Source organism: Achromobacter sp. ACM02 (genome assembly GCF_014851605.1).
GTDB lineage: Bacteria > Pseudomonadota > Gammaproteobacteria > Burkholderiales > Burkholderiaceae_B > Achromobacter > Achromobacter aegrifaciens.
In genome coordinates this window covers 305,253-327,936 of record NZ_JACUZY010000002.1, presented here as the reverse complement: position 1 = coordinate 327,936, position 22,684 = coordinate 305,253, and the positions used below count along the sequence as shown (strand labels likewise).

Genomic DNA, 22,684 nt, shown 5'->3' with positions numbered 1-22,684 from the left:
TCAGTGGATTTCAGGCTCGCCCGCGGCCGGAGCGCGCGTTTCGGTCTGAAGAAAATCAAAATCGCAGCCCGTGTCGGCCTGGCCGATATGCTTGAGGTACAGCACGCCATAGCCGCGCTCGAAACGCGGCGGCGGCGCCTGCCAGGCGGCGCGGCGCGCGGCAAGCTCCTCGTCGGACACCAGCAGTTCCAGGCGCCGCGCCGGCACGTCCAGCGTGATGCGGTCGCCGTCCTGCACCAGCGCCAACGGGCCGCCCACATAGGCCTCAGGCGCCACGTGCAGCACACAGGCGCCATAGCTGGTGCCGCTCATGCGCGCATCCGAAATGCGCACCATGTCGCGCACGCCCTGCTTCAGGAGCTTTTGCGGAATCGGCAACTGCCCCCATTCGGGCATGCCGGGCGCGCCCTGCGGCCCCGCGTTCTGCAGCACGATGACGCTGTCGGCATCCACGTCCAGGTCGGGGTCGTCGATGCGCGCCGCCATGTCGTTGTAGTCCTTGAAGACCACCGCGCGGCCCGTGTGCACCTGCAGATGCGCCTCCATCGCGGGCGGCTTGATCACCGCGCCGTCGGGCGCCAGGTTGCCGCGCAGCACCGCCAGCCCGTCGCGCTCGATCAGCGCCTGCGCGCGCGGCCGGATCACGTCTTCATTGAAGATCCGCGCGCCCGCGATGTTCTCGCCCAGCGTGCGGCCGTCCACGGTGCGCTGCGTCGTGTCCAGCAGGTCGCCCAGCTGCACCAGCATGGCGCGCAGGCCGCCGGCGTAATAGAAGTCTTCCATCAGGTACTTGCCGGCCGGCCGCAGATTGGCCAGCACCGGCGTGGTGCGCGCCAGATGGTCGAAGCGGTCCAGGTCCAGCCCGAAGCCGCTGCGCCGCGCCATGGCGATCAGGTGCACCACGGAATTGGTTGAGCCGGACAGCGCCAGCACCGTGCGCACGGCATTGTCGAACGACGCGGCGGTCAGCAGGTCCGAGGGCTTCAGGTCTTCCCACACCATCTCCACGATGCGCTTGCCGGTCAGGCTGGCCATCTGCGCGTGACGCGAATCCGGCGCGGGGATCGACGAAGCGCCCGACAGGCACAGGCCCAGCGCCTCGACCGCGCCCGTCATGGTGGACGCGGTGCCCATCGTCATGCAGTGGCCGGGCGAACGGGCGATGCCGTCCTCCACGCCCTGCCAGTCTTCCTCGGTAATGTTGCCGGCGCGCAGCTCGGCCCAGTATTTCCAGGTGTCCGAGCCCGAGCCCAGCGTGTTGCCGTTCCAGTTGCCGCGCAACATGGGGCCGGCCGGCATGAAGATGGTGGGCAAGTCCATGGACACCGCGCCCATCAGCAGCGCGGGCGTGGTCTTGTCGCAGCCGCCCATCAGCACACAGCCGTCCGCGGGATAGGAGCGCAGAAGCTCTTCGGTCTCCATCGCCAGCAGGTTGCGGTAGAGCATGGTGGTCGGCTTCTGGAAGGGTTCCGACAGGCTCATGGCGGGCATTTCCACCGGGAAGCCGCCCGCCTGCCAGATGCCGCGCTTGACCTCTTCGACGCGCTGCTTGAAGTGGCTGTGGCAGGGGTTGATGTCGCTCCAGGTGTTGATGATGGCGATCACCGGCTTGCCGGCGTAGTCCGAGCGGTGATAGCCCATCTGCGCGGTGCGCGAACGGTGGCCGAACGAGCGCAGGTCGCGCACGCCATACCAGCGGTGGCTGCGCAGTTCTTCGGGTTTCTTGCGCTTGTCTGAATTGCTCATGTCTCTGTTCCTGTGCTCTTGGGCAAGGGTTTATAGGGAAAACGGAATCACGCCGGGTCCAGCAGATAAGGCGTGCCGGCGCGCTCGCAGATGGCGCGCAGGCGTTCGGCCAGCGCGGCGGAAATGGGTATGCCGGCGCGCAGCCGGCGCGCGCGCTCGGCGGCTTCGGGCTCGCCCGCCACCAGCACCGGCTCGTCCGGGTTGGCGGGCGGCGTATCGTGCATGGCGTCGATCATGTCGTCCATGTCGGACTCGAACGAGCCCGCCGCGCGGAAGGCGTCGGGGTTCAAGGCCAGGAAGAAATGGCCCACATCGTCGGGTTCGCCCGGCCGGCGCGTCGGTGCGCGGCGCGCGGCGAAGGCGCTGCCGCTGAGCGTGCCGCCCAGGATCTGCGCCATCATCGCCAGGCCGTAGCCCTTGTGGCTGCTCATGGCGGCAGTGCCGCCCAGCGGGGTCAGGCCGCCCTCGGGATGCGTGAAGATGAATTGCATGGCGGCCGCCGCATCGGTAACCGCGCCGCCCTGCCCGTCCACCGCCCAGCCTGGCGGCAAGGGCTGATCCAGGAAGTCGTAGACCTTGACCTTGTTGGCGGCGACGGTGGTGGTCGCCATGTCCAGCACAAAGGGTTCGTTGTAGGCGGCCGGCGCGCCGAAGGCGATGGGATTGGTGCCCAGCATGGGCATGGCGCCGCGCGTGGGCACCATGATGACGCCGTTGGCGCTGCTGGTCACCAGCCCGACCACGCCGCGCTCGACCGCGATGCGCGCATAGACGCCGGCCGCGCCGAAGTGATGCGAATTACAGACCGACACGGCGCCCACGCCGTGCTCCAAAGCCTTGTCCACCGCCAGGTTCATGGCCTGCGCCGCCACCGGATAGCCCAGGCCGCCCATGCCGTCGATCAGCGCGCTGGCGCCGCCGTCGCGCAGGATCCGCGGCCTGGCGTCCAGCCGCAGGGCGCCAGCGCGCAGCTTGTCCTCGTATGCCGGCAGCATAGAGATGCCGTGCGAGTCGATGCCCAGCAGGTCGGTGCGCGCCATCAGGCCCGCGGTGATGTGCGCCAGGTCCTGCGCCATGCCCCAGGCCATCAGCACCTGCAGGATCTGCTCGCGGACCTGCTCCACCGGCACTTCCGCCGCGATATTCCCTTGCACTCTGGTCTCCTGTAGTTTTGGTTTGATCGCAGCGGGCGGACGGAAGGGATCAATCGCGCTCGCGGTCCACCAGCCGGTGACGGGCCTGGCCCAGATGGAACTGCATGGCCACGCGGGCGCGCTCGCTGTCCTGTTCGCGGATGGCGTCCAGGATAGCGGCATGCTCGTCCACCACGCGCTGCGCACGCTGGCGCGAACCGGTGCGGGTCAGGTTCAAGGTCAGCCGCATGAAGCCGCTGATGGATTCGTGGATGCTTTCCAGCACGCCCAGATAGAAGTCGTTGCCGCTGGCTTCGGCGATGCTGGCATGGAAGGCCAGGTCGGCCTCGGCCGACACCTGGCCGCGCGCCAGGCTGTCGGCGAAGGCCGCATGCGCATCGGCGATCTTCCTGAGCTGCTCGTCGGTGCGCCGCAGCGCCGCCAGGCGCGCGGCGTCGCCCTCCAGCGCCACCCGGACCTCCTGGGCCCGCAGGTAGGCGCTGACGTTCTGCACGTCGTTGAAGGTCTTCAGGCGCGGTGCGGGCGCATGGCTGACAAAGGTGCCCAGCCCCTGGTGCGCGGTGATCAGGCCGTCGGCGCGCAGCCGCAGCAGCGCTTCGCGCACCACCGGACGCGAGACGCCGAAGCGTTCGGATATTTCGTTCTCGGAAGGCAGCTTGTCGCCCACGTTCAACCCGCCAGAGACGATCTGCTCGAAGATCTGGCCGTACAGCTGATCCGCCAGCCGCACCCGGTGCCCGCGTTCGAGCACCAGCGCGCCCGCGGCATCGTGTTCGGCGGGCGCCTGCGGCGCTGGCGCGGGTGTTGCTTTGGGTCGGGCCACGAAACCTCCTCGATGCTATGGCGCTGTCCGCGATGGCGGGACAGCGCTCATCGTACCGTCAATGCGCGGCGCCAGTGCGCTCACGCAGCAGCCGCCTCCCGGTCCCAGGCCGCCAGGGCGCGCGCCACCGGCGCCACCCGCTCGCGCTCGGCGGCGGAGATGCCGGTCAGCAGGGGCAGCATCGGCCCCATGTCCGCCACGCCCGACAGCGTCACGGCATCGTGCAGCACGCGGATGGGACTGATGCTGTCGCGGCAGTCTTCCAGGCCCAGGTACTGCTGGCGCACAGCCTCGGCTTCGTCATAGCGGCCGTCGCGCAGCAGATGCAACAGGCGCATCGAACCGCGCGGCGCCACGCAGACCGAGCCGGAGGTGAAGCTCTTCAGGCCGAAATCGCGGTAGTGCACGATGGCCGGACGTTCGCCGATGCCGCTGACGATCCAGCGCGCGTCCACCGCCTGCAGCAGCGATGACAGGTAGGCGTCCTGCGACGGATCATCGCGCACGACGGCGTACTTGAAGGCCACGATGCGACCCTCTTCGATCAGGCGCGCGGCGCTTTCCGGCGCCAGGTAGCCGGACGACTTGATGTAGATCACCGCGGGCTTGCCCAGCGCGTCCGTGAAGCGGCGCACGCCTTCGGCCAGGCCCGCGTCCGTGTAGGGAAAGGACATGGGCAGCAACATGGCCGTGGGAAACGCACGCGTACGCAGGATCGCCGCCTGGTCCATCATCTTGCCGTAGTCGGGCCCCACGGAAGGCAGGATCCACGTGTCCGCGCCCGCCAGTCCGGCCAGCATGTCGACGATGCGCGCGTACTCGCCCACGCCCACGTTGTAGAAGTTGGCGTTGCCGCCATACATCACGTTGCGCACGCCGCCCGCTTCCAGATGGCCGAGCAAGGCCTTGTTGGCCGCCTCGTTCAGGGAAAGATCGTCGTGGCGCGCCAGCGGCGGCACGGCGATGACCGAACGCTGCAAATCCTGCGCGGTGACCGGGGAGGTTTTCATGGACGGGGCTCCTGGCTGATCCTGCTATCGGGTGTGGGGGTTCGAAAAAGTATACTTGGTTGACAAGCACAAGCTCAATACATATATTTGTTTTACAAGTAGTCCGGCAGCAAAACGCAGGGCGCCGCGGGGCGCCATGCGGCGTCAAAGCCTCGGGCCATGCCAGGGGCGGAATACCCCCAGAAACGATGCGCGGCCACGCGCACACCGAGGAGACGAATTCCATGCATGCAGCCCCTGCGCGAGGCCGGTCCGCCTTGGCCGTTCTTTGCAGCGCCGCCCTGGCGGCGGCCGCCTTCCTGTCGCCGGCCGCGCCGGCGCGGGCAGACTACCCGGAACGGGACGTCAAGATCATCGTGCCCTTCCCGGCCGGCGGCACCACCGACATCGCGGCCCGCATCGTCGCCGCCGAACTCGGCAAGACCTGGAACAAGGCCGTGGTGGTGGACAACAAGGCAGGCGCAGGCGGCAACGTCGGCACGGCCGAAGCCGCCCGGGCCGCGCCGGACGGCTACACGCTGCTGATGGGCACCGTCAGCACCCATGCGATCAACCAGTCGGTCTATGCCAAGCTGCCTTACGACCCGGTCAAGGACTTCGTGCCGGTGACGCTGGTGATCCCCGTACCCAACATCCTGGAACTCAACCCCGCGTTTGCCGACAAGCACGGCATCCGCACTGTGGCCGACCTGATCAAGTACCTGAAGGCCAATCCGGGCAGCGTCAACATGGCGTCCACCGGCAACGGCACCTCCACGCATCTGTCGGGAGAGCTCTTCCAGAACATGACGGGTACGCGCATGACCCACGTGCCGTACAAGGGAAGCAGCCCCGCGCTGACCGATGTGATGGCCGGTTCCGCCGATCTGATCTTCGACAACCTGCCGTCCTCCATGGGGTTTCTCAAGAGCGGCAAGCTGCGCCCGCTGGCCGTCACCAGCGCCCAGCGTTCACCCGCCTTGCCCGACGTCCCCACCATGGCCGAGGCCGGCGTGCAGGGCTATGACGCGTCCAGCTGGTTCGGCCTGCTGGCGCCCGCCGGCACGCCGCAGGCGGTGGTCGACAAGATCCAGCGCGACGTGGCCGCGGCCCTCAAGCAGGAATCCGTGCGCACGCAGTTGCAGGCGCAAGGCGCCACGCCCTCCGGCAACACGCCGGCCCAGTTCAAACAGTTCATGGCGCAGGAATCCGCCAAATGGGCGGAGGTCGTGAAGAAATCCGGCGCCAAGGTCGACTGACCCCAAGCCGATCCGGGTCCGTCCGCAACGCGTGGGCGGCGGGCTCTTCATCAGCACGCGAACCAGGAGACACCATGAACAAACTGATGAGCGCCGCGGCCGTCGCAGCCGCCGTCGCCGCAGGCGCCGTGCTGCCCGGGATGCCCGCGGCGCAGGCCGCCGGCTATCCCGACAAACCCGTGACGATGATCGTGCCTTTCGTGCCGGGCGGTTCTTCCGACATTACCGCGCGCTCGGTCACGCCGGGGCTGACGAAAATCCTGGGGCAGACCTTCGTGGTCGAAAACAAGCCCGGCGCCAACAGCGCCATCGGCGCGCAGGCGCTGGCCCGCTCCACGCCTGACGGGTACACCATGATGGTCGGCTCCATCGGCACCTTCGCCATCAACGAGGCGCTCTACAAGAACCTGTCGTACAACCCCAGCAAGGACTTCGAATACCTGACGCAGGCGGTGCGCAATCCCAACGTGCTGGTGGCAGCGCCGACGTTTCCGGCCAGCACCGTCGCCGAGCTGGTCGAATACGCGAAGAAGAATCCGGGCAAGGTGTCCTATGCCTCGTCGGGCACGGGTTCGTCGGACCACCTGTCCGCCGTGCTGTTCCGCCAGCGCACCCAGAGCACGGGCGTGGACGTCCCCTACCGCGGCGGCGGCGCGGCCATCGCCGACCTGATCGGCGGGCAGGTCAACGTGTCATTCCAGAACCTGGGCGCGGTCCAGACCCACATCAAGGCCGGCAAGCTCAAGGCGCTGGCCATCACGGGCGACGCCCGCGCCGCCGACCTGCCGGACGTGCCCACGCTGGCCGAGGCCGGCATCAAGGACATGGTGGTGTACTCCTGGCAAGGCTTTGCCGTGCCCAAGGGCACGCCCGCGCCCATCGTCCAGCAACTGTCCAAGGCCTTGCAGACCGCGCTGCGCGATCCCCAGACCGAGAAGACCCTGCAAGGCCTGGGCTTCGAGGTCGTGGCCAACACGCCGCAGCAGTTCACGGCATTCCAGCAGGCCGAGGTCAAGCGCTGGAAGGACGTCATCCAGAAAGCCAACATCCAGCTCGAGTAAGGTCGCGACCGGGACCCGGGATGCCCCTGGCGGGCATCCTGTCAGCCTGCATCAAGGCCGGATCAAGTAGCATCAACGTTTTGCCACCCACCTGTACGACAACATGACCACCAAGCATCGCATCATCCAGGTCGGCTCGCTGGCCGGTTCCCCCTACGCCAACAAGACGCTCGCGGACCGCTACGACGTCGTCGAACTATGGAAGTACCCGGACCGCAAGGCGGCGCTGGCCGAGCATGGCAAGGGCGTCACCGCCGTCGTCACGTCCGCCACCTACGGCGCCAACGCCGAACTCATCAACGCCCTGCCCGACCTGAAGGCCATCTGCAGCTGGGGCGTGGGCTACGAGACCATCGACGTCCAGGCCGCCAAGCAGCGCGGCGTGCAGGTCAGCAATACCCCCGACGTGCTGACCGACTGCGTCGCCGATCTGGCCTGGGGCCTCCTGATCGCGGGAGCGCGCCACATGGGCCAGGGCGAACGCTTCGTGCGCGCGGGCCAGTGGGGCCAGGTGCATGGCGGCATCCCGCTGGGCCAGCGCGTCAGCGGCAAGAAGCTGGGCATCGTCGGCCTGGGCCGCATCGGCGAGGCCATCGCCCGCCGCGGCATGGGCTTCGACATGGACGTGCGCTACCACAACCGCCGCAAGCGCGATGACGTGGAATACGGCTACGAAGCCTCGCTCACCGACCTGGCCAAGTGGGCCGACTTCCTCATCGTGGCCACCGTCGGCGGTCCCAGCACGCGCCATCTGGTCAACCGCGAAGTGCTGGAAGCGCTGGGCCCCACGGGCATCATCGTCAACATCGCGCGCGGCCCCGTCATCGACGAGACCGCGCTGGTCGCCGCGCTGGAAGCCGGCAAGCTGGGCTGCGCCGCGCTCGACGTGTTCGAGCATGAGCCCAAGGTGCCCGAAGCGTTGCTCAAGACCGATCGCGCAGTGCTGCTGCCGCACATCGGCAGCGCCACGCTGGAAACCCGCGTGGCCATGGAGAACCTGATGCTGGAAAACCTGCAGGCGTTCTTCGAGACCGGCCGCGTGATCACTCCTGCGGAGTAAGGCCCGCCCTGCGCCGCAGCCGCGGCGCGCCAAATGAAAAAGCCTCTCGGCGCCCATACCGAGAGGCTTTCGACTTTCCGGCCCCCGCGGGAATCGGAAGTCGTTTGCGCAAAGGAACTACCGGGCGCTCAGGCCCTCAGTGCTTACTTCGCTGGCGCCGCTGCGCCGGAATGATCCGTCTTCGCGGCCCCGCCCGATTTGGCCGCCGCCGGTTTGGCGGAGGTCTTGTCGGACTTGTGATGCTTGTGCTGCGCCTGGGTCTTGGTTTCACCCGTCTTGGACGTGGCATCGGCGCCCGCTGCAAACGCCGAAGGCGCGGCAGCCAGACCGAGGCACAGGGCCGAGGTGGATAGGAACGCAGCAATACGGGAGTGAGTCGTCATTTCATGAACTCCTGAATGTAAAAGGACCGAAGTCCTTTTTTCGACACGGGGCGGCAACATCGCCGCTTTACCCGTTCCCGTTTGAACCGGCCCCATCCAGAAGGTTCAGCGCGGAACCAGAAAATTTCGGTCGCTAACGCTTCGAAATATGGCGCGGACGGTTCAGCTCTCGAACGCCAGCAGCGCCACGGTGGCGAATAGCATCAATGCGAAGCAGGCTCTCAGCTTGCGTTCAGGCAGACGGTACGCAAGCTTCACGCCCACCGGCACGAACAGCAGGCTGCCTATCGCCAGCGGCGCGCCGACCAGCCAATCGGCCTGCCCCGCCCAGGAGTAGGTGATCAACGCGATGAAAGATCCCGGAATCACCATGCTCAGCGCCAGCGCCTGCGCCGTGGTCTGCGGCAACCTGAACACGGACGTGATGATGGGCACGGCCAGCACCGCGCCGCCCACGCCGAAGAAGCCGCCCAGCGTGCCGCACAAAATGCCCAGCACGCTGGCGCGGCGCGGCGTGAAGACCGGCGCATCGCCCTTGGCCGCCGGCTTGCGCGCCGCAACGGGACGCGAGGCGCGCCAGGTCTGCCACACATAGAACAGCGCAATGAAGAACAGGAACACGGCGAAGCTGCGGCGCAGGATGCCGGAATCTATGCCCAGCGCCAGTTGCGCGCCGACCCAGGTGAACACCACGGCCCCGGCCGCTCCCGCCAACGCCACGCGCTTGTCGATGCGGGTCTGCTGGTTGTACTTGCGCACCGCCATCATGATGGTGGGCAGGACCATGATGAGCGCCGTGCCCTGCGCCAACTGCTGCGACATGCCCATCAACAGCACCAGCGCGGGAATCGCGATCAGGCCGCCCCCGATGCCCAGCACGCCGCCCATGAAACCGATCAGGCCGCCCGCAGCCAGGCACGCGGCGATAACTAACAGACTCACTTCTTGCTCCAGCAGGCCCGGCCAGTGCAGGCCGGGCAATCAGAATGTCGATATGAAACCGCCGCAGGCCGCCGCTCTCGGCGTCAGCGCAGCTTGTCCAGCGCGGCGTCCAGCCGGTCCACCGCCCAGATCTCCAGTCCTTCGATGGGCTGGCGCGGCGCGTTGGCCTTGGGGATCAGCGCAATCGAAAAGCCCAGCTTGGCCGCTTCGCGCAAGCGTTCCTGTCCGCGCGGCGCGGGCCGGATCTCGCCCGCCAGGCCGACCTCGCCGAAAGCGATCAGGCCGCGCGGCAGCGGCTTGTCGCGCAGCGAGGACATGATGGCCAGCAGCACCGGCAGGTCGGCCGCAGGTTCCGTGATGCGCACGCCGCCCACCGCGTTGACGAACACGTCCTGGTCAAAGGTGGACACGCCGGCGTGCCGGTGCAGCACCGCCAGCAGCATCGCCAGGCGGTTGCCCTCCAGGCCAACCGTGAGCCGGCGCGGGTTGGGCGCGTGCGAACTATCCACCAGCGCCTGGATCTCCACCAGCAGCGGGCGCGTGCCTTCCTGCGTGGCCATCACGCAGGATCCCGCGACCTGCTGTTCATGCTGCGACAGAAACAGCGCGGAAGGGTTGGCCACGCCGCGCAGCCCGCGGTCCGTCATGGCGAAGACACCCAGTTCATTGACCGCGCCGAAGCGGTTCTTGAAGGCGCGCACCAGGCGGAACGAGGAATGCGTGTCGCCCTCGAAATACAGCACGGTGTCCACGATGTGCTCCAGCACCCGCGGCCCGGCCAGCGCGCCGTCCTTGGTCACGTGGCCGATCATGACGATGGCGATGCCCGTCTGCTTGGCCAGGCGCGTGAGCTGCGCCGCGCATTCGCGCACCTGCGACACCGACCCCGGCGCCGCGGTCAGTTCGCCGCTGTACAGGGTCTGGATCGAGTCGATCACCGCCACAGTGGGCTTCTGCTCCGACACCGCCGCCTGGATCGACTCCAGCCGGATCTCGGCCAGGAGGTTGACGTTGCCCGTCTGCAGGCCCAGCCGGCGCGCGCGCAGCGCCACCTGCTCGGCGGATTCCTCGCCCGTCACGTACAGCACGTTGGTGACTTCGGACAGCGAGGCCAGCGCCTGCAGCAGCAAGGTGGACTTGCCTATGCCCGGGTCGCCGCCGATCAGCACCACGGCGCCGGCCACCAGGCCGCCGCCCAGCACACGGTCGAATTCTTCCAGCCCGGTAGGCTGGCGCGGCGTTTCGCGGGCCTCGATTTCAGACAGGCTGCGCACGGGGCTGGCGGCCGCCAGCGGCGCATAACGGTGGGAGGCGGCGGCCGGCGCCGACGATTCCACGGTTTCTTCCAGCGTGTTCCAGGCGTTGCAATGCGGGCATTTGCCCTGCCACTTGGGGGTGGTGCCGCCGCAATCGGAGCACACATATACGGTTCGGGATTTGGCCATGCGCGAAAGTGTACCGGCAAGCCAGGGCGGCATGCGCGCGCACACGCGCGCTTTCGTCCTTGCACGCCCCATGATGGGGCGGTATCTGTCATTCTGCTTTCAAAAACAGGGACGTGCTGAAGTTACATGATGCAAACTCAAGAAATTCTCTGGCGGATTTCTCCAAATCGCGCATAATCATCAGGTGCAGCGCATTGACGAACCGCCCGGCCCAGGGCGGCATACCTGCAGCCAGACGCCCTCGGGGCGCGGCGGCGGGAATCGCGGCGCAATCACCCGCGGCTTTCCAGGAAGCCGCCTAAACCGGAACAGGACCCGAGCTACGACGAGACCGCCGGACCACCGGCGCGGCGTGCGCAGAGGTCAGACGCGGATGCGCCTTGCCACCAGGCGCATGTGCGAGGAGTACGCGCATGAGCATTACCTACCGCCCCCCTTTCGACGAAGACGATGAACGGGATCTGCGCGCCTTGTATCGCAGGCACGGTCCCGGCGCCAATCCCGAATTGGACGCGGCAGTGCGCCGCCGTTGGCATCCCGGCCATAGCTGGCACCCCGCCTGGGGCGCTGCCGCTTGCGCGGCCATGGTCTTCGGCCTGTTCGCCTGGACCGAGATGCGCGAAGCCCAGGACTTTCCCGAGCAGAACACGCCTGTCATCACCCCCCACGAAATAGGGACAAGCTCGGAACGCGCGCCCGCGCTGCTGTCCACGCCTGCGCAAGCGCCCGCCGAACAGTCCGCGCCCGTCACCGAACGCGTGGCCGCGCCGCCGCAAGAAACGGCGCCGCAAGCCGCTCCTGCCCAGGAAGCCTCCCCCGCCGCTCAGGAAACCTCGCCCGCGGAACAACCAGCCGCCGAGCCCGCCGCGCCGGAAACGCCCGCCCTCAGCGATCAAGACATCGAAGCCCGCGTGACCCACATCCGGGCGCTGGTGCGCGAGGAACAGCAGGAAGAGGCAGTACAGGCGCTGCGCGAATTGCAGCAGGCCGCCCCCGACCTGACCCTGCCCGACGACCTGCAGGAACTGGCCCAGCAGAACCCCGCCTGATCACCGCCACCCATCGGCGCCGCGCCCGGCGCGGACCGATGGGCGCGCGCGTCCGATTTCGCTGCGGCGCGGCCCGGCTTCTTGCTAACATAGCCGCCATGAGTCCGAGCTTCCACCACCGCAATCTCCCCCATCTGCTGCTCTACGCGCGTGAAACGCTGATGGCGCACTTCCGCCCCATCCTGCACGCCGCGGGCGTCACCGAACAACAATGGCGGGTGCTGCGCACGCTGAGCGAAGTGGGCTCCATGGAACCCAACCAGATCGCCCGCACCTGCCAGATTCTCAGCCCCAGCCTCACGCGCATGCTGGCGGGCATGCAGGAACAGGGCCTGATCAAGCGCACGCGCTCCAGCGCCGATCAGCGGCGCCAGGAAATTTCGCTGACGCCCAAGAGCAACAAGCTGATCGACCGCATGCGTCCGCAAGTGGACGCGAAGTACCAGGAAATCGAGGCCCGGATCGGCAAGGAATTGCTGGACCGCCTGTATCGCGACGTCGACACCATGGTCGAACTGATCAAGCGCGAGCCCGCCGACGCGCGCGCCTCCGAAGAAGAATGATCAGGCCGGCACCGGGAAGATCGCGTTGATCTGCCCCGTGCCGGAACTGGCGAAGTAATCCGTCACGATCTCCACCGGCTGGTCGTAGCCGTCCCAGCCCAACAGGCCCAGCAGCATCGCGGTATCGTGCATGCCGCCCTCGCCCACGCACAGGTCCGCGTATTCGGGCAGCATGGCGCAGAAGGCCTTCCAGTCGCCCTGGCGCCACAACTCCACCACCCGCAAGTCCACCTGCCGGAAGAACTCGCGGCTGATCTGGTGCATGGCGGCCTCGGGGCTGCCGTTGTCGTTGAAGCGATGCGACAGCGAACCGCTGGCCAGCACCGCCACGCGGCTGTCGCTGGCCTCGATGGCCTGGCGCAACGCCGCGCCGAAGCGGCGGCTTTCGTCCAGCGAGTGCCAGGCGCACCAGGCGGCTACCGACACCACGTTGAAGCGCCCGTCGCCATTCATGTAGCGCATCGGCACCAGTGTGCCGTACTCCAGTTCCAGGCTGTCGATTTCATGCGAACGCGTGCCCACGCCCGCGGCGTTGGCGCATTCAGCGATGCGGCGCCCCAGTTGCGGATTGCCGCGGTAGGCGTAATCCATGTCCTTGATGAAATGCGGCAGCTCGTTGCTGGTGTAGCGGCCCTTGAAGCCGCTGTTGCAGTTCACGTGATAGCCGCCGTTGACCAGCCAGTGCACGTCCAGCACCACAATGCTGTCCACATCCAGGTCGCGGCAACGCTGGCCGATGATGCGATGTCCCTGGATCGCCGCCTCCCTGCAACCCTGGTGCTTGCCAGGCAGTTCCGAAAGATACATGGACGGCACATGCGTTACCTTGGCCGCCAGCGCGAGCTTGCCCATGATGCTAGTCTCCTCGTTCTTGTGGTCGGGGCCGGATTCAGACGCCCCATCTGGGGATGTGGTGGCTGCCCATGGACACGCACACGTTCTTGATCTCGGCAAAGACCTCGTAACTGTATTCGCCGCCTTCGCGTCCCGTGCCCGATTCCTTGGTGCCGCCGAAGGGCTGGCGCAGGTCGCGCACATTCTGGCTGTTGATGAATACCATGCCCGCCTCGATGCCGCGGGCCAGTCGGTGCGCCCGCCCAATGTCGCGGGTCCAGATGTAGGACGCGAGACCGTACTTCACGTCATTGGCCAGCGCCAGGCCCTCGGCCTCGTCCTTGAATGGCAGCAGGCAGGCGACCGGTCCGAAGATCTCTTCCTGCGCGCAACGCATGCGGTTGTCGACATCCGCCAGCACCGTAGGGCTGACGAAGTTGCCGCCCGCCAGGTGGGCCGGCAAGCCTGCGGGCCGGTCCGCGCCGCCCGCGAGTATGCGCGCGCCTTCCTGCTCGGCCAGGCGGATGTAGCCCGTGACCTTTTCCCAGTGCTGGCGCGTGATCATCGCGCCCACGTGGGTATTGTCATCGGTGGGGTCGCCCACGGCCAGGCGCTGCGCGCGTTCGGCAAACCTGCGCACGAAATCGTCGTAGATGGATTGCTGGATGAAGATGCGCGAACCCGCGGTGCAACGTTCGCCGTTGAGCGAAAAGATGGTGAAGAGCGCCGCGTCCAGCGCGCGCTCCACGTCCGCGTCGTCGAAGATCAGCACGGGCGACTTGCCGCCCAGTTCCATCGAATACTTCTTGACGCCGCCAGCGCTGGCCAGGATCTTCTTGCCGGTCACGGTGCCGCCGGTGAACGAGATTGCGCGCACGCCGGGATGCCGCACCAGCGCATCGCCAGCGGTGGCGCCGTAGCCCTGCACCACGTTCAGCACGCCGGCCGGAATGCCGGCCTCCAGCGCCAGCATCCCGAGCTGGTCCGCCGTCAGCGGCGAAAGCTCGGACATCTTCAGTACCGCCGTATTGCCCAGCGCCAGGCAAGGCGCCGTCTTCCAGGTGGCGGTCATGAACGGCACGTTCCAGGGCGACACCAGCGCGCACACGCCCACCGGCTGGTACAGCGTGTAGTTCAGCATCTGGTCGTCCACCGGATAGGTGTGGCCGTTCATGCGCGTGCAGACCTCGGCGAAGAAATTGAAATTCTCCGAGGCGCGCGGGATCAGCTGCTTGCGGGTCTGCGAGATCGGCAGCCCGGTGTCGCGGGTTTCCAGTTCGGCCAGCTGCGGCACGTTCTGGTCTATCAGTTCGCCCAGCCTGCGCATCAGGCGGGCGCGTTCCTTGGCAGGCGTGTTGGCCCATTTGGGGAAGGCCTCGGCGGCTGCCGCGACGGCCGCGTCGATCTCGGCCTGCCCGCCTGCGGCCACCTCGGCGATGGGTTCGCCCGTGGCCGGGTTGCTGGTGATGAAGCGGTCGCGGCTGTCGACCTGCTTGCCGTTGATCCAGTGCTTGATGCTCACGCGCGGCTCCTCGTCCTGTCCGCGCCGGACCGTCCGGCGCAAATTTAATTAACAAGTTAACATTATGCTTGCCGGAACGCGCTGTCAACGTCGGGAAACCCCCAGGCGGAACAGGCCCTGGCAACCCTATGGCCGATTGTTGCCATCGCAGTTTTTCATTAAACTAGTTAACATGATAATTACATCATGCGGAGCAAGGCCATGCCCCATATCTGGATCGAATACTCCGGCAATCTGGCCCTGGATACGCAGGCGCTGATGCGGACCGTGCAGGACGCCGCCGTGGGCGACGGCAGCCTGTTCCCGCTGGCCGGCGCGCGCACCCGCGCGCTGCGCGTGGATGACTGCCTGATCGTCGACGGCCATCCCGACAACGCCTTCGTCCACGTGGTGCTGCGCATCGGCCACGGCCGCAATGCAGAACAGAAAGCCGCTCTGGGCGAGCGGGTGTTCCAGGCGCTGACCGCCGCGCTCGCGCCGCAGATGGCGGCGCGCCCGCTCGGCATCTCGATGCAGATCGAGGAAGCCGACCCGGTGCTGAACTACAAGCTCAACAACTACCGCGAACACCTGGCCGCGCGCGCAGCCGCGGCCGCGACGCCGTGGCCGCGGACCGTGGTGGGCGCGGCGCTGAACACGCGCCAGGCGCTGGCCGCGCTGGGCGAGGCCGTGGACGCGCCCCCCTACAAGGCCGCGCCCAAGGCGCCCGTGCTTTACATCAAGCCGGCCAATACCTATGCCCGCAATGGCGACGTGATCGCCCTGCCCGCCGACGTGGACGAGGTCGAAGTGGGCGCCTGCCTGGGCGTGGTGTTCGCCCGCCGTGCGACCCGCGTGAGCGAAGCCGAGGCGCTGGACTATGTGGCGGGGTACCGCGTGGTGGCGGACCTGTCCGTGCCGCACGCCAGCTACTTCCGCCCCGCGCTCAAGCAGAAATGCCGCGACGGCTTCTGCCCCATCGGCCAGGATCTCGCCCCCGTGGCCGCGGTCGGCGACGTGGATGCCCTGGACATCGAAGTGCGCATCGACGGCCAGGTGGCGCAGCGCGCCAGCACCGCCGACCTGATCCGTCCCGTAGCGCGGCTGATCGCCGACGTGACCCAGTTCATGACGCTGGAAGCGGGCGACATCCTGCTGGCCGGCACGCCTCACGGCGCGCCCCGCGCGCGCGCCGGACAGCGCTACGAGATCAGCATTTCCCGGGTTGGCACGCTGGGCAATGCGCTGGCCGCCGCCCGATAAGCCCAGGAGCCCGCCATGAAACATGCCCGTATTTCCCTGGACGGCGTCATCCATGCCGCCACCGAAGCCGGCCCCGGCCAGGTCCGCCTGGCCGACGGACGCGTGTATGCCGAAGACGCGGTGCAATGGCTGCCGCCCTTCGAGCCGCGCACCACCTTCACGCTGGCCATCAACTATGCCGACCACGCCAAGGAACTGGCGTTCAAGGCCCCGGACGAGCCGCTGGGCTTCCTCAAGGCCGCCAACACCTTTGTCGGGCACCGCGCCCAGACCTTGCGCCCCGCCGACGTCGCCTTCATGCACTACGAATGCGAACTGGCGGTGGTGATAGGCAAGACCGCCAGCAAGGTCAGCCGCGCCCAGGCCTATGACTGCGTGGCCGGCTACACCGTGGCCAACGACTATGCGCTGCGCGACTACCTGGAAAACTGGTACCGCCCCAATCTGCGCGTGAAAAGCCGCGACACCTGCACACCGCTAGGCCCCTGGCTGGTGGACCGCGACGACGTGCCCGACCCCATGAACCTCAACCTGCGCACCACCGTCAACGGCGTGGAGACGCAGCGCGGCAATACCCGCGACATGGTGTTCGACGTGCCCGCGCTGATCGAGTACTTCAGCAGCTTCATGACGCTCTCGCCCGGCGACCTGATCCTGACCGGCACGCCCGACGGCATCGTCAACGTGCAGCCCGGCGACGAAGTCGTGACCGAGATCGAAGGCGTGGGACGGCTGGTCAACACGCTCGTCCCCTTCCCCAATTGATTCCACACCAACTCCATGACACCTGGAACTCCGATGCTAGATAAAGATACCGTGCGCGCCATCGCCGCGCGCCTGCACGAAGCCGAACGCACCCGCCAGCAGATCCGCCAGATTTCGCTCGAGTACCCCGACATCACCATTGCCGACGCCTATGCCATCCAGCGCGCCTGGATGGACATCAAGCTGGCCGAAGGCCGCATCAAGCGCGGCCACAAGATCGGCCTGACCTCGCGCGCCATGCAACAGGCCTCGCAGATCGACGAACCCGACTTCGGCATGCTGCTGGACGACATGTTCTTCAATGACGGCGCGGACATACCCGCGGGCCGCTTCATCCTGCCGCGGCTGGAAGTCGAACTCGCCTTCGTGCTGGGCAAGCGCCTGCAAGGCCCCGACGTCACGCTGTTCCAGGTCTATGACGCGGTCGACTACGTGATCCCGGCGCTGGAAATCATCGACGCGCGCTCGCACAGCATCGATCCGGACAGCAAGCGCCCGCGCAAGGTGTTCGACACCATCGCCGACAACGCCGCCAACGCCGGCGTGGTGATGGGCGGACGGCCGGTGAAGATCGGCGAGCTGGACCTGCGCTGGATCGGCGCCATCCTGTCGCGCAACGCCGTGATCGAGGAAACCGGCGTGGCCGCGGGCGTCTTGAACCATCCCGCCAATGGCGTAGTATGGCTGGCGAACAAGCTGGCCGCCCACGACGTGGCGCTGGAAGCGGGAGAGATCATCCTGTCGGGCTCCTTCACCCGGCCGGTGCTGGCCCGCCCTGGCGATACCTTCAACGTCGATTACGGCGTGCTGGGTTCCGTCAACTGCCATTTCATCTGACCACGCCACCATCCATGGACATATTGACCAACACCTTCAAGCAGGCCCTGCGCAGCGGCAAGCCCCAGATCGGCCTGTGGGCGGGCCTGGCCAGCGCCTACTCCACCGAAATCATCGCCGGCGCGGGCTTCGACTGGCTGCTGATCGACGGCGAGCACGCGCCCAACACCTTGCAGACCACGCTGCAACAGCTGCAATCCATGGCCGCCTATCCGGTCGCTCCGGTGGTGCGGCCGGCCTGGAACGACGCGGTGCAGATCAAGCAGATCCTGGACACCGGCGCGCAGACGCTGCTGGTGCCCATGGTGCAATCCGCGGAAGAAGCCGCGGCCGCCGTGGCCGCGGTGCGCTATCCGCCGCAAGGCGTGCGCGGCGTGGGCAGCGCGCTGGCCCGTTCGTCGCGCTGGAACCGCATCCCCGACTACCTGCGCCGCGCCAATGACGAGATGTGCGTGCTGGTGCAGATCGAAACGCCGCGCGGCGTGGACGCGCTGGAAGAGATCCTCGCGGTGGACGGCGTGGACGGCGCCTTCATCGGCCCGGCCGACCTCTCGGCCAGCATGGGCTACCTGGGCCAGCCGGAGCATCCGGAAGTGGTCAAGGCGATCGACGACGCCATCCTGCGCATCGTGCGCAGCGGCAAGGCCGCCGGCATCCTGCATAGCGGCGTGGACCGCGCCAAGCACTATCTGTCGCTGGGCGCGACCTTCGTCGCCGTGGGCGTGGACGCAACCCTGCTGGCGCGCGCGGCCGAACAGCTGGCGGGCCAATTCAAGAACGCGGCCGCCCCCGTGGCGGCCAAGGGTCCCTACTGACCCGCAGGCCGGGGCGCACCGTCCCGGCCCGCCAGGAACTCGCGCACGGCGGTATTGAACAATAGCGGGCGCTCCAGGTGCGCGGCATGCCCGCAGTCCGGCAGCACGCACAGGCTGCCGTGGGTCAAGGCGGCGCGCAAGGCCAGCGCCGAGGGCAGCGGATGGCTGCGTTCAAGCTCGCCCGATATGACCAGCACCGGCGCGCGCACCGCCGCCAGCGCCTGCGTGTAGTCCACGCCCGCAACCGCCGCGATCATCGAGGCCGCGCCGGCCGCGCTCATGGACATGCCGTCTTCCAGGCAGCCCGCGTAGGCCGGCGCCTGCTCCCCCTGCCGGAACCAGGCGCCCAGCACGCGCCTGGCGGTGGCCCGCGGGCCGTCCGCGCGCAGGCGCGCCAAGGTCTGGTCCATGGGCTCAAAGCGCGCGGCGCCATCTACCCTCAAGCCCGCGCCGTACAGCACGGCACGGCCGACGCGCCCCGGAACCGCGCACAGCAGCTGCTGCGCAACGAAGCCGCTGAACGAATGCCCCAATACGTCGAAGCTGGCGATGCCCAGTTCATCCGCCAGCGCGACGAGCGCGTCCGCGTAGGCCGGCAAACCCTGCAAGGGAGCCGCTTGCGCGCCGCGCCCGAAGCCCGGCCAATCCACGGCGATCACGTCATGCTCATCGGCCAGCGCGCCCAACAGGCCGCTCCAGATCGCAGACGATGAACAGAAACCATGCAGCAGGAACAGCGGGCGGCCTGAACCGCGGCGCGTGTACTTCATGTCCCGCTCCTCAGTTGTCCAGCACCACGCCGGATTCGCGCACCACCGCCTGCCATTGCGGCGCTTCGCTGCGCCAGGCCGAGGCGAACGACGCGGGCGTGTCCTGTCCCGGTACGAAGCCGCCCGCCAGGAACGCCTGGCGCACCTCCGGCAAGGCCAGCACCTCGTGCAGGACGTCGGCAAAGCGCGCCACGCGCTCGGGCGGCGTGCCCTTGGGCGCGGCAAAGCCCCACCAGTTGCCCTGCACCACGTCCGGCATGCCAGCCTCGGCCGCGGTAGGCACGTCGGGCAGGCCGGCAAAGCGCTCGGGAGCCGCCACCGCCAAGGCCCGCACCTTGCCCTGCGGCATGTAGGCCGCGGCGATGCTGTAGCCGCCGATGTACATCTGGATCTCGTTGGCCAGCAAGGCCTGCACCCCCGGCGAGGAACCGCGGTAGGCGATGTGCGTCATGCCCGCACCCATGGCATGCGACAGGCGGTAGCCGGAAAGATGCGGCGTAGTGCCCATGCCCGGCGATCCGTAGTTCAGCTTGCCGGCCTGCGCGCGCGCATACTGCGCGAACTGCGCGTAGTCCTGCGCCGGCACTTGCGCGCTGACGTAGACGAAGGCCGGCACGTCCGCCAGCTTGCCCACCGGCTCCAGGTCGGCCAGCGGATCGAAGCCCAGCTTGCGGTACAGAAACTGGTTGATGACGAAGTTGTTGGTCGCGCCCAGCACCAGCGTGTAGCCGTCGGGCTTGGCGCGCGCCACCTCCAGCGCGCCGATGTTGCCGCCGGCGCCCGTCTTGTAATCGACGACGAGAGGCTGGCCCAGACGCTTTTCCAGCAGGGGCTGGATCTGGCGCATGGCCACGTCGCCCGCCGCGCCCGGCGCGTACGGCAGGACGACGCGGATGGGATGATCGGGATACTGCGCCCGGGCGGCCAGCGGCGATGCCGCCAGGCCCCAGGCAAGCAAAACGGATACGGCGCAAGTCCGGTACGTCATGGTGTTCTCCCTGGCCGGCGGGCCGTGCCCGCGCGCGCCGGCCCGGCGGCCGGCAGGTTTTCCTCGCGGATGCTACAAGTCGATGCGCATCAGGTCATGGGCCAGCCGCAGCGGGCCCGAATAGTTCTTGCGGATGTCGGCCACGATCTCGTCCATCAAGTGCGGTCCCATCAGTTCCACCGGCAGATGCTTGGCCGCAGCGCGCTTGATCACCGGACTGGTCGAATCGAAATGGCCGAAGTGCGTCGCCACCAGGCTCTTGACGCCGGCGCGGCTGGCGATGATGCCAAGGTCCGTGGGGCTGGTGTGCGCATAGGTGCCCACGCCGGTCTTGGCGCGGTGCGCGATGAATGATTCGGGAAAGGTGCATTCATGGATCAACAGGTCTGCGTCCTGCGCCAGGCGCACCATGGCTTCACAGGGCGCGGTGTCGCCGCTGAACGCGATGACCTTGCCTTCGGCCTCCACCCGCACGCCGAAGCATTCGCAGACGTCGCGCGGAATGTGCTCCACCCAATCGACCGAAATGCGCACCCTGCCGTCGTCGAACACCGGCCCGGGGCTGACTTCCCGCACCTCGGGCCGCATGGCTTCCAGATTGGCCTGGCGTACCGGATAGGCGCTGCGCGCCTGGTAGTCGGTGTGGTAGGCGCCGTTCTCGAACAGGTGGTCGACGAAATGGCGGGTGCCCTTCGGCCCCAGCACCAGCGGCGCGCCGGTCTTGTTCAGCATCCAGCTGGAGATGACGAAGTAGGGATAGTCGCAGATGTGGTCGTGGTGCAGGTGCGTCAGGAACACGAAGCCGACCTTGGCCGGATCGACGTTGGCGCGCACCATCTGGCGCGTGGCGCCCTCGCCGCAGTCAAACAGGTAGTGGGTATCGTCATCCAGGGTCAGCAGGATGGCGGACTGGCCCCGGTCGGGATCGGGCAGCGCGGCTCCGGTTCCCAGCATCGTGATCTTCATGTTTTCCCCTTTTGCACAGGTCGGTTGAACTGCGATCCAGTATAGGGATGGGGTGCATACAATCTAATCAATTATTAGAATGCTGTGATAACCAACAGGAATTGCAAAAAATGCCTGCCACGCCCCGCATTCCCGAACTGCACCACATTGGCGGACGCCTGCGCATGCGCCACCTGGACCTGCTGCGCGCCCTCTATGCCCTGGGCAGCGTGCACAAGGCCGCGGCCGAGCTCGGCATGACGCAGCCCGCGGCCAGCAAGCAGCTGCTGGAACTGGAAGACATGTTCGGCGTGCCGCTGTTCCAGCGCACGCGCCGCGGCATCGTGCCCACGGGCTTCGGCCATGCGCTGGCGCGCAAGGCGGATGTGCTCTGGTCCGACCTGTCCGGCGCGCGCAACGAGATCGCCGCGTTGGCCGCCGGCGCCAGCGGCCGCATCCGCGTCGGCGTGCAGCAGGTGGCCCTGCCCGTGCTGGTGCCGCGCGCCCTGCAGCGCCTGCGCGCCGACCATGCCGGCGTCACCGTCATGCTGCAGGAAGGCGCGCACGACGCGCTGCTGGCCGGCCTGGCGCGCGGCGAACTCGATTGCGTACTGGGCCGCCTGATGCTGGACGCGACACAGCCCGTGTTCCGTACCGAGGTCCTGTACGAAGAGCCCATCTGCGTGGTGGCGCGCGTCGGCCATCCGCTGGCCAAGTCCACCCGCATCACCGCCGCTGCGCTGGCGCGGCAGGACTGGATCCTGCCGCCGCCCCAGGCGCCACTGCGCCAGCGCATCGACTCCTACTTCGCCGAACAGGGACTGACGCTGCGCGCGCCCATGGCCGAATCGGTATCGCTGCTGGCCAACGAGGTGCTGTTGCGCAGCAGCGACCTGCTTTCGGCCATGCCGCGCGCGGTGGCGCAGCACTATGCCGCGCTGGGCGTGCTGGCCATCCTGAGATTCCGCCCCGACTGGAACCTGCCGCCGGTAGGCGTGGTGCAGCGCGCGCAGGTTGAAGCGGCGCCGGCGCTGCAGCGCTTTCTGGACGCGCTGCGGGTGGAAGCTGGCGCGCTGGGCGCGTAGCGCCGCAGCCGCCTCCCGGTCTCAGGCGTATTGCGCGAGACCGTAACCGAAAGACCAGTTCTCTTTCGCCACCTCCACCAGGTTCACGAACACGTCCTCGGGCCGCAGGCCGGGATCTTCGCCCAGGCGCTGCGCGATCCGCTGGAACAGCGCCTTCTTCTGTTCCAGGCTGCGCGTGTTGTTCGCCGTGATCTGGATGTAGACGAGGTCGTCGCTGCGCGCCACGTCCATGTAGGTCGGGCTATAGCGGAAGTTCGACGCCTCATGCTCGGTCATGGTCATGAATTGGTCGTCTTCGGGAACATTGAACGTTTCGCGCATGGCCAGATAGATGTTGTCGAAGATGGCCTGGCGATAGGCTTGCGGCTTGCCAGCGCGCAATGAGACATGGACTAGCGGCATGGTGG

The 22,684-nt window shown here is 67.7% G+C and carries 23 protein-coding genes; 10 read left to right on the top strand and 13 right to left on the bottom strand.

The window, feature by feature from the left end; all coding sequences use genetic code 11:
* The 4 genes from araD to IB258_RS06345 form a co-directional block, all read right to left on the bottom strand.
* Window positions 1-1,746, bottom strand: a complete 1,746-nt coding sequence (gene araD / locus IB258_RS06360) for an L-arabinonate dehydratase (protein ID WP_054452402.1) — start codon at window positions 1,744-1,746, stop codon at window positions 1-3.
* Between the two features lie 47 nt (window positions 1,747-1,793).
* Window positions 1,794-2,900 (bottom strand): Ldh family oxidoreductase, encoded by a 1,107-nt coding sequence (locus IB258_RS06355; protein WP_054452404.1) that lies wholly within the window; start codon window positions 2,898-2,900, stop codon window positions 1,794-1,796.
* A gap of 49 nt (window positions 2,901-2,949) precedes the next feature.
* Window positions 2,950-3,723, bottom strand: a complete 774-nt coding sequence (locus IB258_RS06350) for a FadR/GntR family transcriptional regulator (protein ID WP_118932816.1) — start codon at window positions 3,721-3,723, stop codon at window positions 2,950-2,952.
* An 80-nt stretch (window positions 3,724-3,803) separates the two neighbouring features.
* A complete protein-coding gene (locus IB258_RS06345; protein WP_059379899.1) occupies window positions 3,804-4,733 on the bottom strand; it encodes a dihydrodipicolinate synthase family protein in 930 nt (309 codons plus the stop codon).
* A 224-nt stretch (window positions 4,734-4,957) separates the two neighbouring features.
* On the opposite strand from IB258_RS06345, the gene IB258_RS06340 reads away from it, so the two are divergent.
* The 3 genes from IB258_RS06340 to IB258_RS06330 all read left to right on the top strand — a co-directional run bounded on the left by IB258_RS06340 (window position 4,958) and on the right by IB258_RS06330 (window position 8,092).
* A complete protein-coding gene (locus IB258_RS06340; protein ID WP_054453632.1) occupies window positions 4,958-5,971 on the top strand; it encodes a tripartite tricarboxylate transporter substrate binding protein in 1,014 nt (337 codons plus the stop codon).
* Window positions 5,972-6,045: 74 nt separating this feature from the next.
* A complete protein-coding gene (locus IB258_RS06335) occupies window positions 6,046-7,032 on the top strand; it encodes a tripartite tricarboxylate transporter substrate binding protein (protein WP_054452407.1) in 987 nt (328 codons plus the stop codon).
* 103 nt (window positions 7,033-7,135) lie between these two features.
* Complete coding sequence (locus tag IB258_RS06330; protein ID WP_054452409.1) at window positions 7,136-8,092, top strand: 2-hydroxyacid dehydrogenase; 957 nt, start codon at window positions 7,136-7,138, stop codon at window positions 8,090-8,092.
* A gap of 143 nt (window positions 8,093-8,235) precedes the next feature.
* On the opposite strand, the gene IB258_RS06325 is transcribed toward IB258_RS06330, so the two are convergent.
* The 3 genes from IB258_RS06325 to radA form a co-directional block, all read right to left on the bottom strand.
* Window positions 8,236-8,475 carry a hypothetical protein gene (locus IB258_RS06325; protein WP_054452411.1) on the bottom strand — a complete coding sequence of 80 codons (240 nt, stop codon included), beginning with the start codon at window positions 8,473-8,475 and terminating at the stop codon, window positions 8,236-8,238.
* A 162-nt stretch (window positions 8,476-8,637) separates the two neighbouring features.
* Window positions 8,638-9,417: a sulfite exporter TauE/SafE family protein gene (locus tag IB258_RS06320; RefSeq protein ID WP_054453641.1), complete on the bottom strand. Its 780-nt coding sequence runs from the start codon at window positions 9,415-9,417 to the stop codon at window positions 8,638-8,640.
* An 83-nt stretch (window positions 9,418-9,500) separates the two neighbouring features.
* Window positions 9,501-10,862: a DNA repair protein RadA gene (gene radA, locus IB258_RS06315; RefSeq protein WP_059379903.1), complete on the bottom strand. Its 1,362-nt coding sequence runs from the start codon at window positions 10,860-10,862 to the stop codon at window positions 9,501-9,503.
* Window positions 10,863-11,275: 413 nt separating this feature from the next.
* On the opposite strand from radA, the gene IB258_RS06310 reads away from it, so the two are divergent.
* Window positions 11,276-11,911, top strand: coding sequence for a hypothetical protein (locus IB258_RS06310; protein WP_192352307.1), 636 nt, complete (start codon window positions 11,276-11,278; stop codon window positions 11,909-11,911).
* A gap of 98 nt (window positions 11,912-12,009) precedes the next feature.
* A complete protein-coding gene (hpaR, locus tag IB258_RS06305; protein ID WP_054452418.1) occupies window positions 12,010-12,474 on the top strand; it encodes a homoprotocatechuate degradation operon regulator HpaR in 465 nt (154 codons plus the stop codon).
* Here hpaR and hpaD read toward each other — a convergent pair whose 3' ends face one another.
* Both hpaD and hpaE read right to left on the bottom strand, forming a co-directional pair.
* Window positions 12,475-13,326: a 3,4-dihydroxyphenylacetate 2,3-dioxygenase gene (gene hpaD / locus IB258_RS06300; protein WP_054452420.1), complete on the bottom strand. Its 852-nt coding sequence runs from the start codon at window positions 13,324-13,326 to the stop codon at window positions 12,475-12,477.
* Between the two features lie 37 nt (window positions 13,327-13,363).
* Window positions 13,364-14,830 carry a 5-carboxymethyl-2-hydroxymuconate semialdehyde dehydrogenase gene (hpaE, locus tag IB258_RS06295; protein WP_175163550.1) on the bottom strand — a complete coding sequence of 489 codons (1,467 nt, stop codon included), beginning with the start codon at window positions 14,828-14,830 and terminating at the stop codon, window positions 13,364-13,366.
* A 201-nt stretch (window positions 14,831-15,031) separates the two neighbouring features.
* Here hpaE and IB258_RS06290 point away from each other — a divergent pair, with 201 nt between their 5' ends.
* From IB258_RS06290 to hpaI, 4 genes are read left to right on the top strand one after another with little or no spacing between them, the layout of a single operon-like run.
* Window positions 15,032-16,072 carry a fumarylacetoacetate hydrolase family protein gene (locus IB258_RS06290; RefSeq protein ID WP_192352306.1) on the top strand — a complete coding sequence of 347 codons (1,041 nt, stop codon included), beginning with the start codon at window positions 15,032-15,034 and terminating at the stop codon, window positions 16,070-16,072.
* A 15-nt stretch (window positions 16,073-16,087) separates the two neighbouring features.
* Window positions 16,088-16,837, top strand: coding sequence for a fumarylacetoacetate hydrolase family protein (locus tag IB258_RS06285; RefSeq protein WP_054452424.1), 750 nt, complete (start codon window positions 16,088-16,090; stop codon window positions 16,835-16,837).
* A gap of 33 nt (window positions 16,838-16,870) precedes the next feature.
* Entirely contained in the window at window positions 16,871-17,674 is an 804-nt protein-coding gene (gene hpaH, locus IB258_RS06280; RefSeq protein ID WP_119449295.1) for a 2-oxo-hept-4-ene-1,7-dioate hydratase, read from the top strand.
* A gap of 14 nt (window positions 17,675-17,688) precedes the next feature.
* A complete protein-coding gene (hpaI, locus tag IB258_RS06275; protein ID WP_054452428.1) occupies window positions 17,689-18,489 on the top strand; it encodes a 4-hydroxy-2-oxoheptanedioate aldolase in 801 nt (266 codons plus the stop codon).
* Here hpaI and IB258_RS06270 read toward each other — a convergent pair.
* The 3 genes from IB258_RS06270 to IB258_RS06260 all read right to left on the bottom strand — a co-directional run bounded on the left by IB258_RS06270 (window position 18,483) and on the right by IB258_RS06260 (window position 21,213).
* Window positions 18,483-19,259: an alpha/beta fold hydrolase gene (locus IB258_RS06270; RefSeq protein ID WP_192352305.1), complete on the bottom strand. Its 777-nt coding sequence runs from the start codon at window positions 19,257-19,259 to the stop codon at window positions 18,483-18,485. The two genes, hpaI and IB258_RS06270, sit on opposite strands and share 7 nt — an antisense overlap.
* 10 nt (window positions 19,260-19,269) lie before the next feature.
* Window positions 19,270-20,247: a tripartite tricarboxylate transporter substrate binding protein gene (locus IB258_RS06265; RefSeq protein ID WP_192352304.1), complete on the bottom strand. Its 978-nt coding sequence runs from the start codon at window positions 20,245-20,247 to the stop codon at window positions 19,270-19,272.
* Between the two features lie 72 nt (window positions 20,248-20,319).
* On the bottom strand, window positions 20,320-21,213 hold the full coding sequence (locus IB258_RS06260) for an MBL fold metallo-hydrolase (protein ID WP_013394808.1): 894 nt from the start codon (window positions 21,211-21,213) through the stop codon (window positions 20,320-20,322).
* A gap of 110 nt (window positions 21,214-21,323) precedes the next feature.
* Between IB258_RS06260 and IB258_RS06255 the strand changes: the two genes are divergently transcribed.
* Window positions 21,324-22,277, top strand: coding sequence for a LysR substrate-binding domain-containing protein (locus IB258_RS06255; RefSeq protein ID WP_054452434.1), 954 nt, complete (start codon window positions 21,324-21,326; stop codon window positions 22,275-22,277).
* A gap of 21 nt (window positions 22,278-22,298) precedes the next feature.
* Here IB258_RS06255 and IB258_RS06250 read toward each other — a convergent pair whose 3' ends face one another.
* A complete protein-coding gene (locus IB258_RS06250; protein WP_054452436.1) occupies window positions 22,299-22,679 on the bottom strand; it encodes a tautomerase family protein in 381 nt (126 codons plus the stop codon).
* Between the last annotated feature and the right edge of the window lie 5 nt (window positions 22,680-22,684).

Coding starts and splice junctions, on each gene's coding strand:
- hpaD (WP_054452420.1), bottom strand. CDS start 13,326: ATGGGCAAGCTCGCGCTGGCGGCCAAGGTAACGCATGTGCCGTCCATG.
- IB258_RS06345 (WP_059379899.1), bottom strand. CDS start 4,733: ATGAAAACCTCCCCGGTCACCGCGCAGGATTTGCAGCGTTCGGTCATC.
- radA (WP_059379903.1), bottom strand. CDS start 10,862: ATGGCCAAATCCCGAACCGTATATGTGTGCTCCGATTGCGGCGGCACC.
- IB258_RS06330 (WP_054452409.1), top strand. CDS start 7,136: ATGACCACCAAGCATCGCATCATCCAGGTCGGCTCGCTGGCCGGTTCC.
- IB258_RS06250 (WP_054452436.1), bottom strand. CDS start 22,679: ATGCCGCTAGTCCATGTCTCATTGCGCGCTGGCAAGCCGCAAGCCTAT.
- IB258_RS06290 (WP_192352306.1), top strand. CDS start 15,032: ATGCCCCATATCTGGATCGAATACTCCGGCAATCTGGCCCTGGATACG.
- araD (WP_054452402.1), bottom strand. CDS start 1,746: ATGAGCAATTCAGACAAGCGCAAGAAACCCGAAGAACTGCGCAGCCAC.
- IB258_RS06325 (WP_054452411.1), bottom strand. CDS start 8,475: ATGACGACTCACTCCCGTATTGCTGCGTTCCTATCCACCTCGGCCCTG.
- IB258_RS06265 (WP_192352304.1), bottom strand. CDS start 20,247: ATGACGTACCGGACTTGCGCCGTATCCGTTTTGCTTGCCTGGGGCCTG.
- IB258_RS06255 (WP_054452434.1), top strand. CDS start 21,324: ATGCCTGCCACGCCCCGCATTCCCGAACTGCACCACATTGGCGGACGC.
- IB258_RS06260 (WP_013394808.1), bottom strand. CDS start 21,213: ATGAAGATCACGATGCTGGGAACCGGAGCCGCGCTGCCCGATCCCGAC.
- IB258_RS06310 (WP_192352307.1), top strand. CDS start 11,276: ATGAGCATTACCTACCGCCCCCCTTTCGACGAAGACGATGAACGGGAT.
- hpaR (WP_054452418.1), top strand. CDS start 12,010: ATGAGTCCGAGCTTCCACCACCGCAATCTCCCCCATCTGCTGCTCTAC.
- IB258_RS06340 (WP_054453632.1), top strand. CDS start 4,958: ATGCATGCAGCCCCTGCGCGAGGCCGGTCCGCCTTGGCCGTTCTTTGC.
- IB258_RS06335 (WP_054452407.1), top strand. CDS start 6,046: ATGAACAAACTGATGAGCGCCGCGGCCGTCGCAGCCGCCGTCGCCGCA.
- hpaH (WP_119449295.1), top strand. CDS start 16,871: ATGCTAGATAAAGATACCGTGCGCGCCATCGCCGCGCGCCTGCACGAA.
- hpaI (WP_054452428.1), top strand. CDS start 17,689: ATGGACATATTGACCAACACCTTCAAGCAGGCCCTGCGCAGCGGCAAG.
- IB258_RS06270 (WP_192352305.1), bottom strand. CDS start 19,259: ATGAAGTACACGCGCCGCGGTTCAGGCCGCCCGCTGTTCCTGCTGCAT.
- IB258_RS06285 (WP_054452424.1), top strand. CDS start 16,088: ATGAAACATGCCCGTATTTCCCTGGACGGCGTCATCCATGCCGCCACC.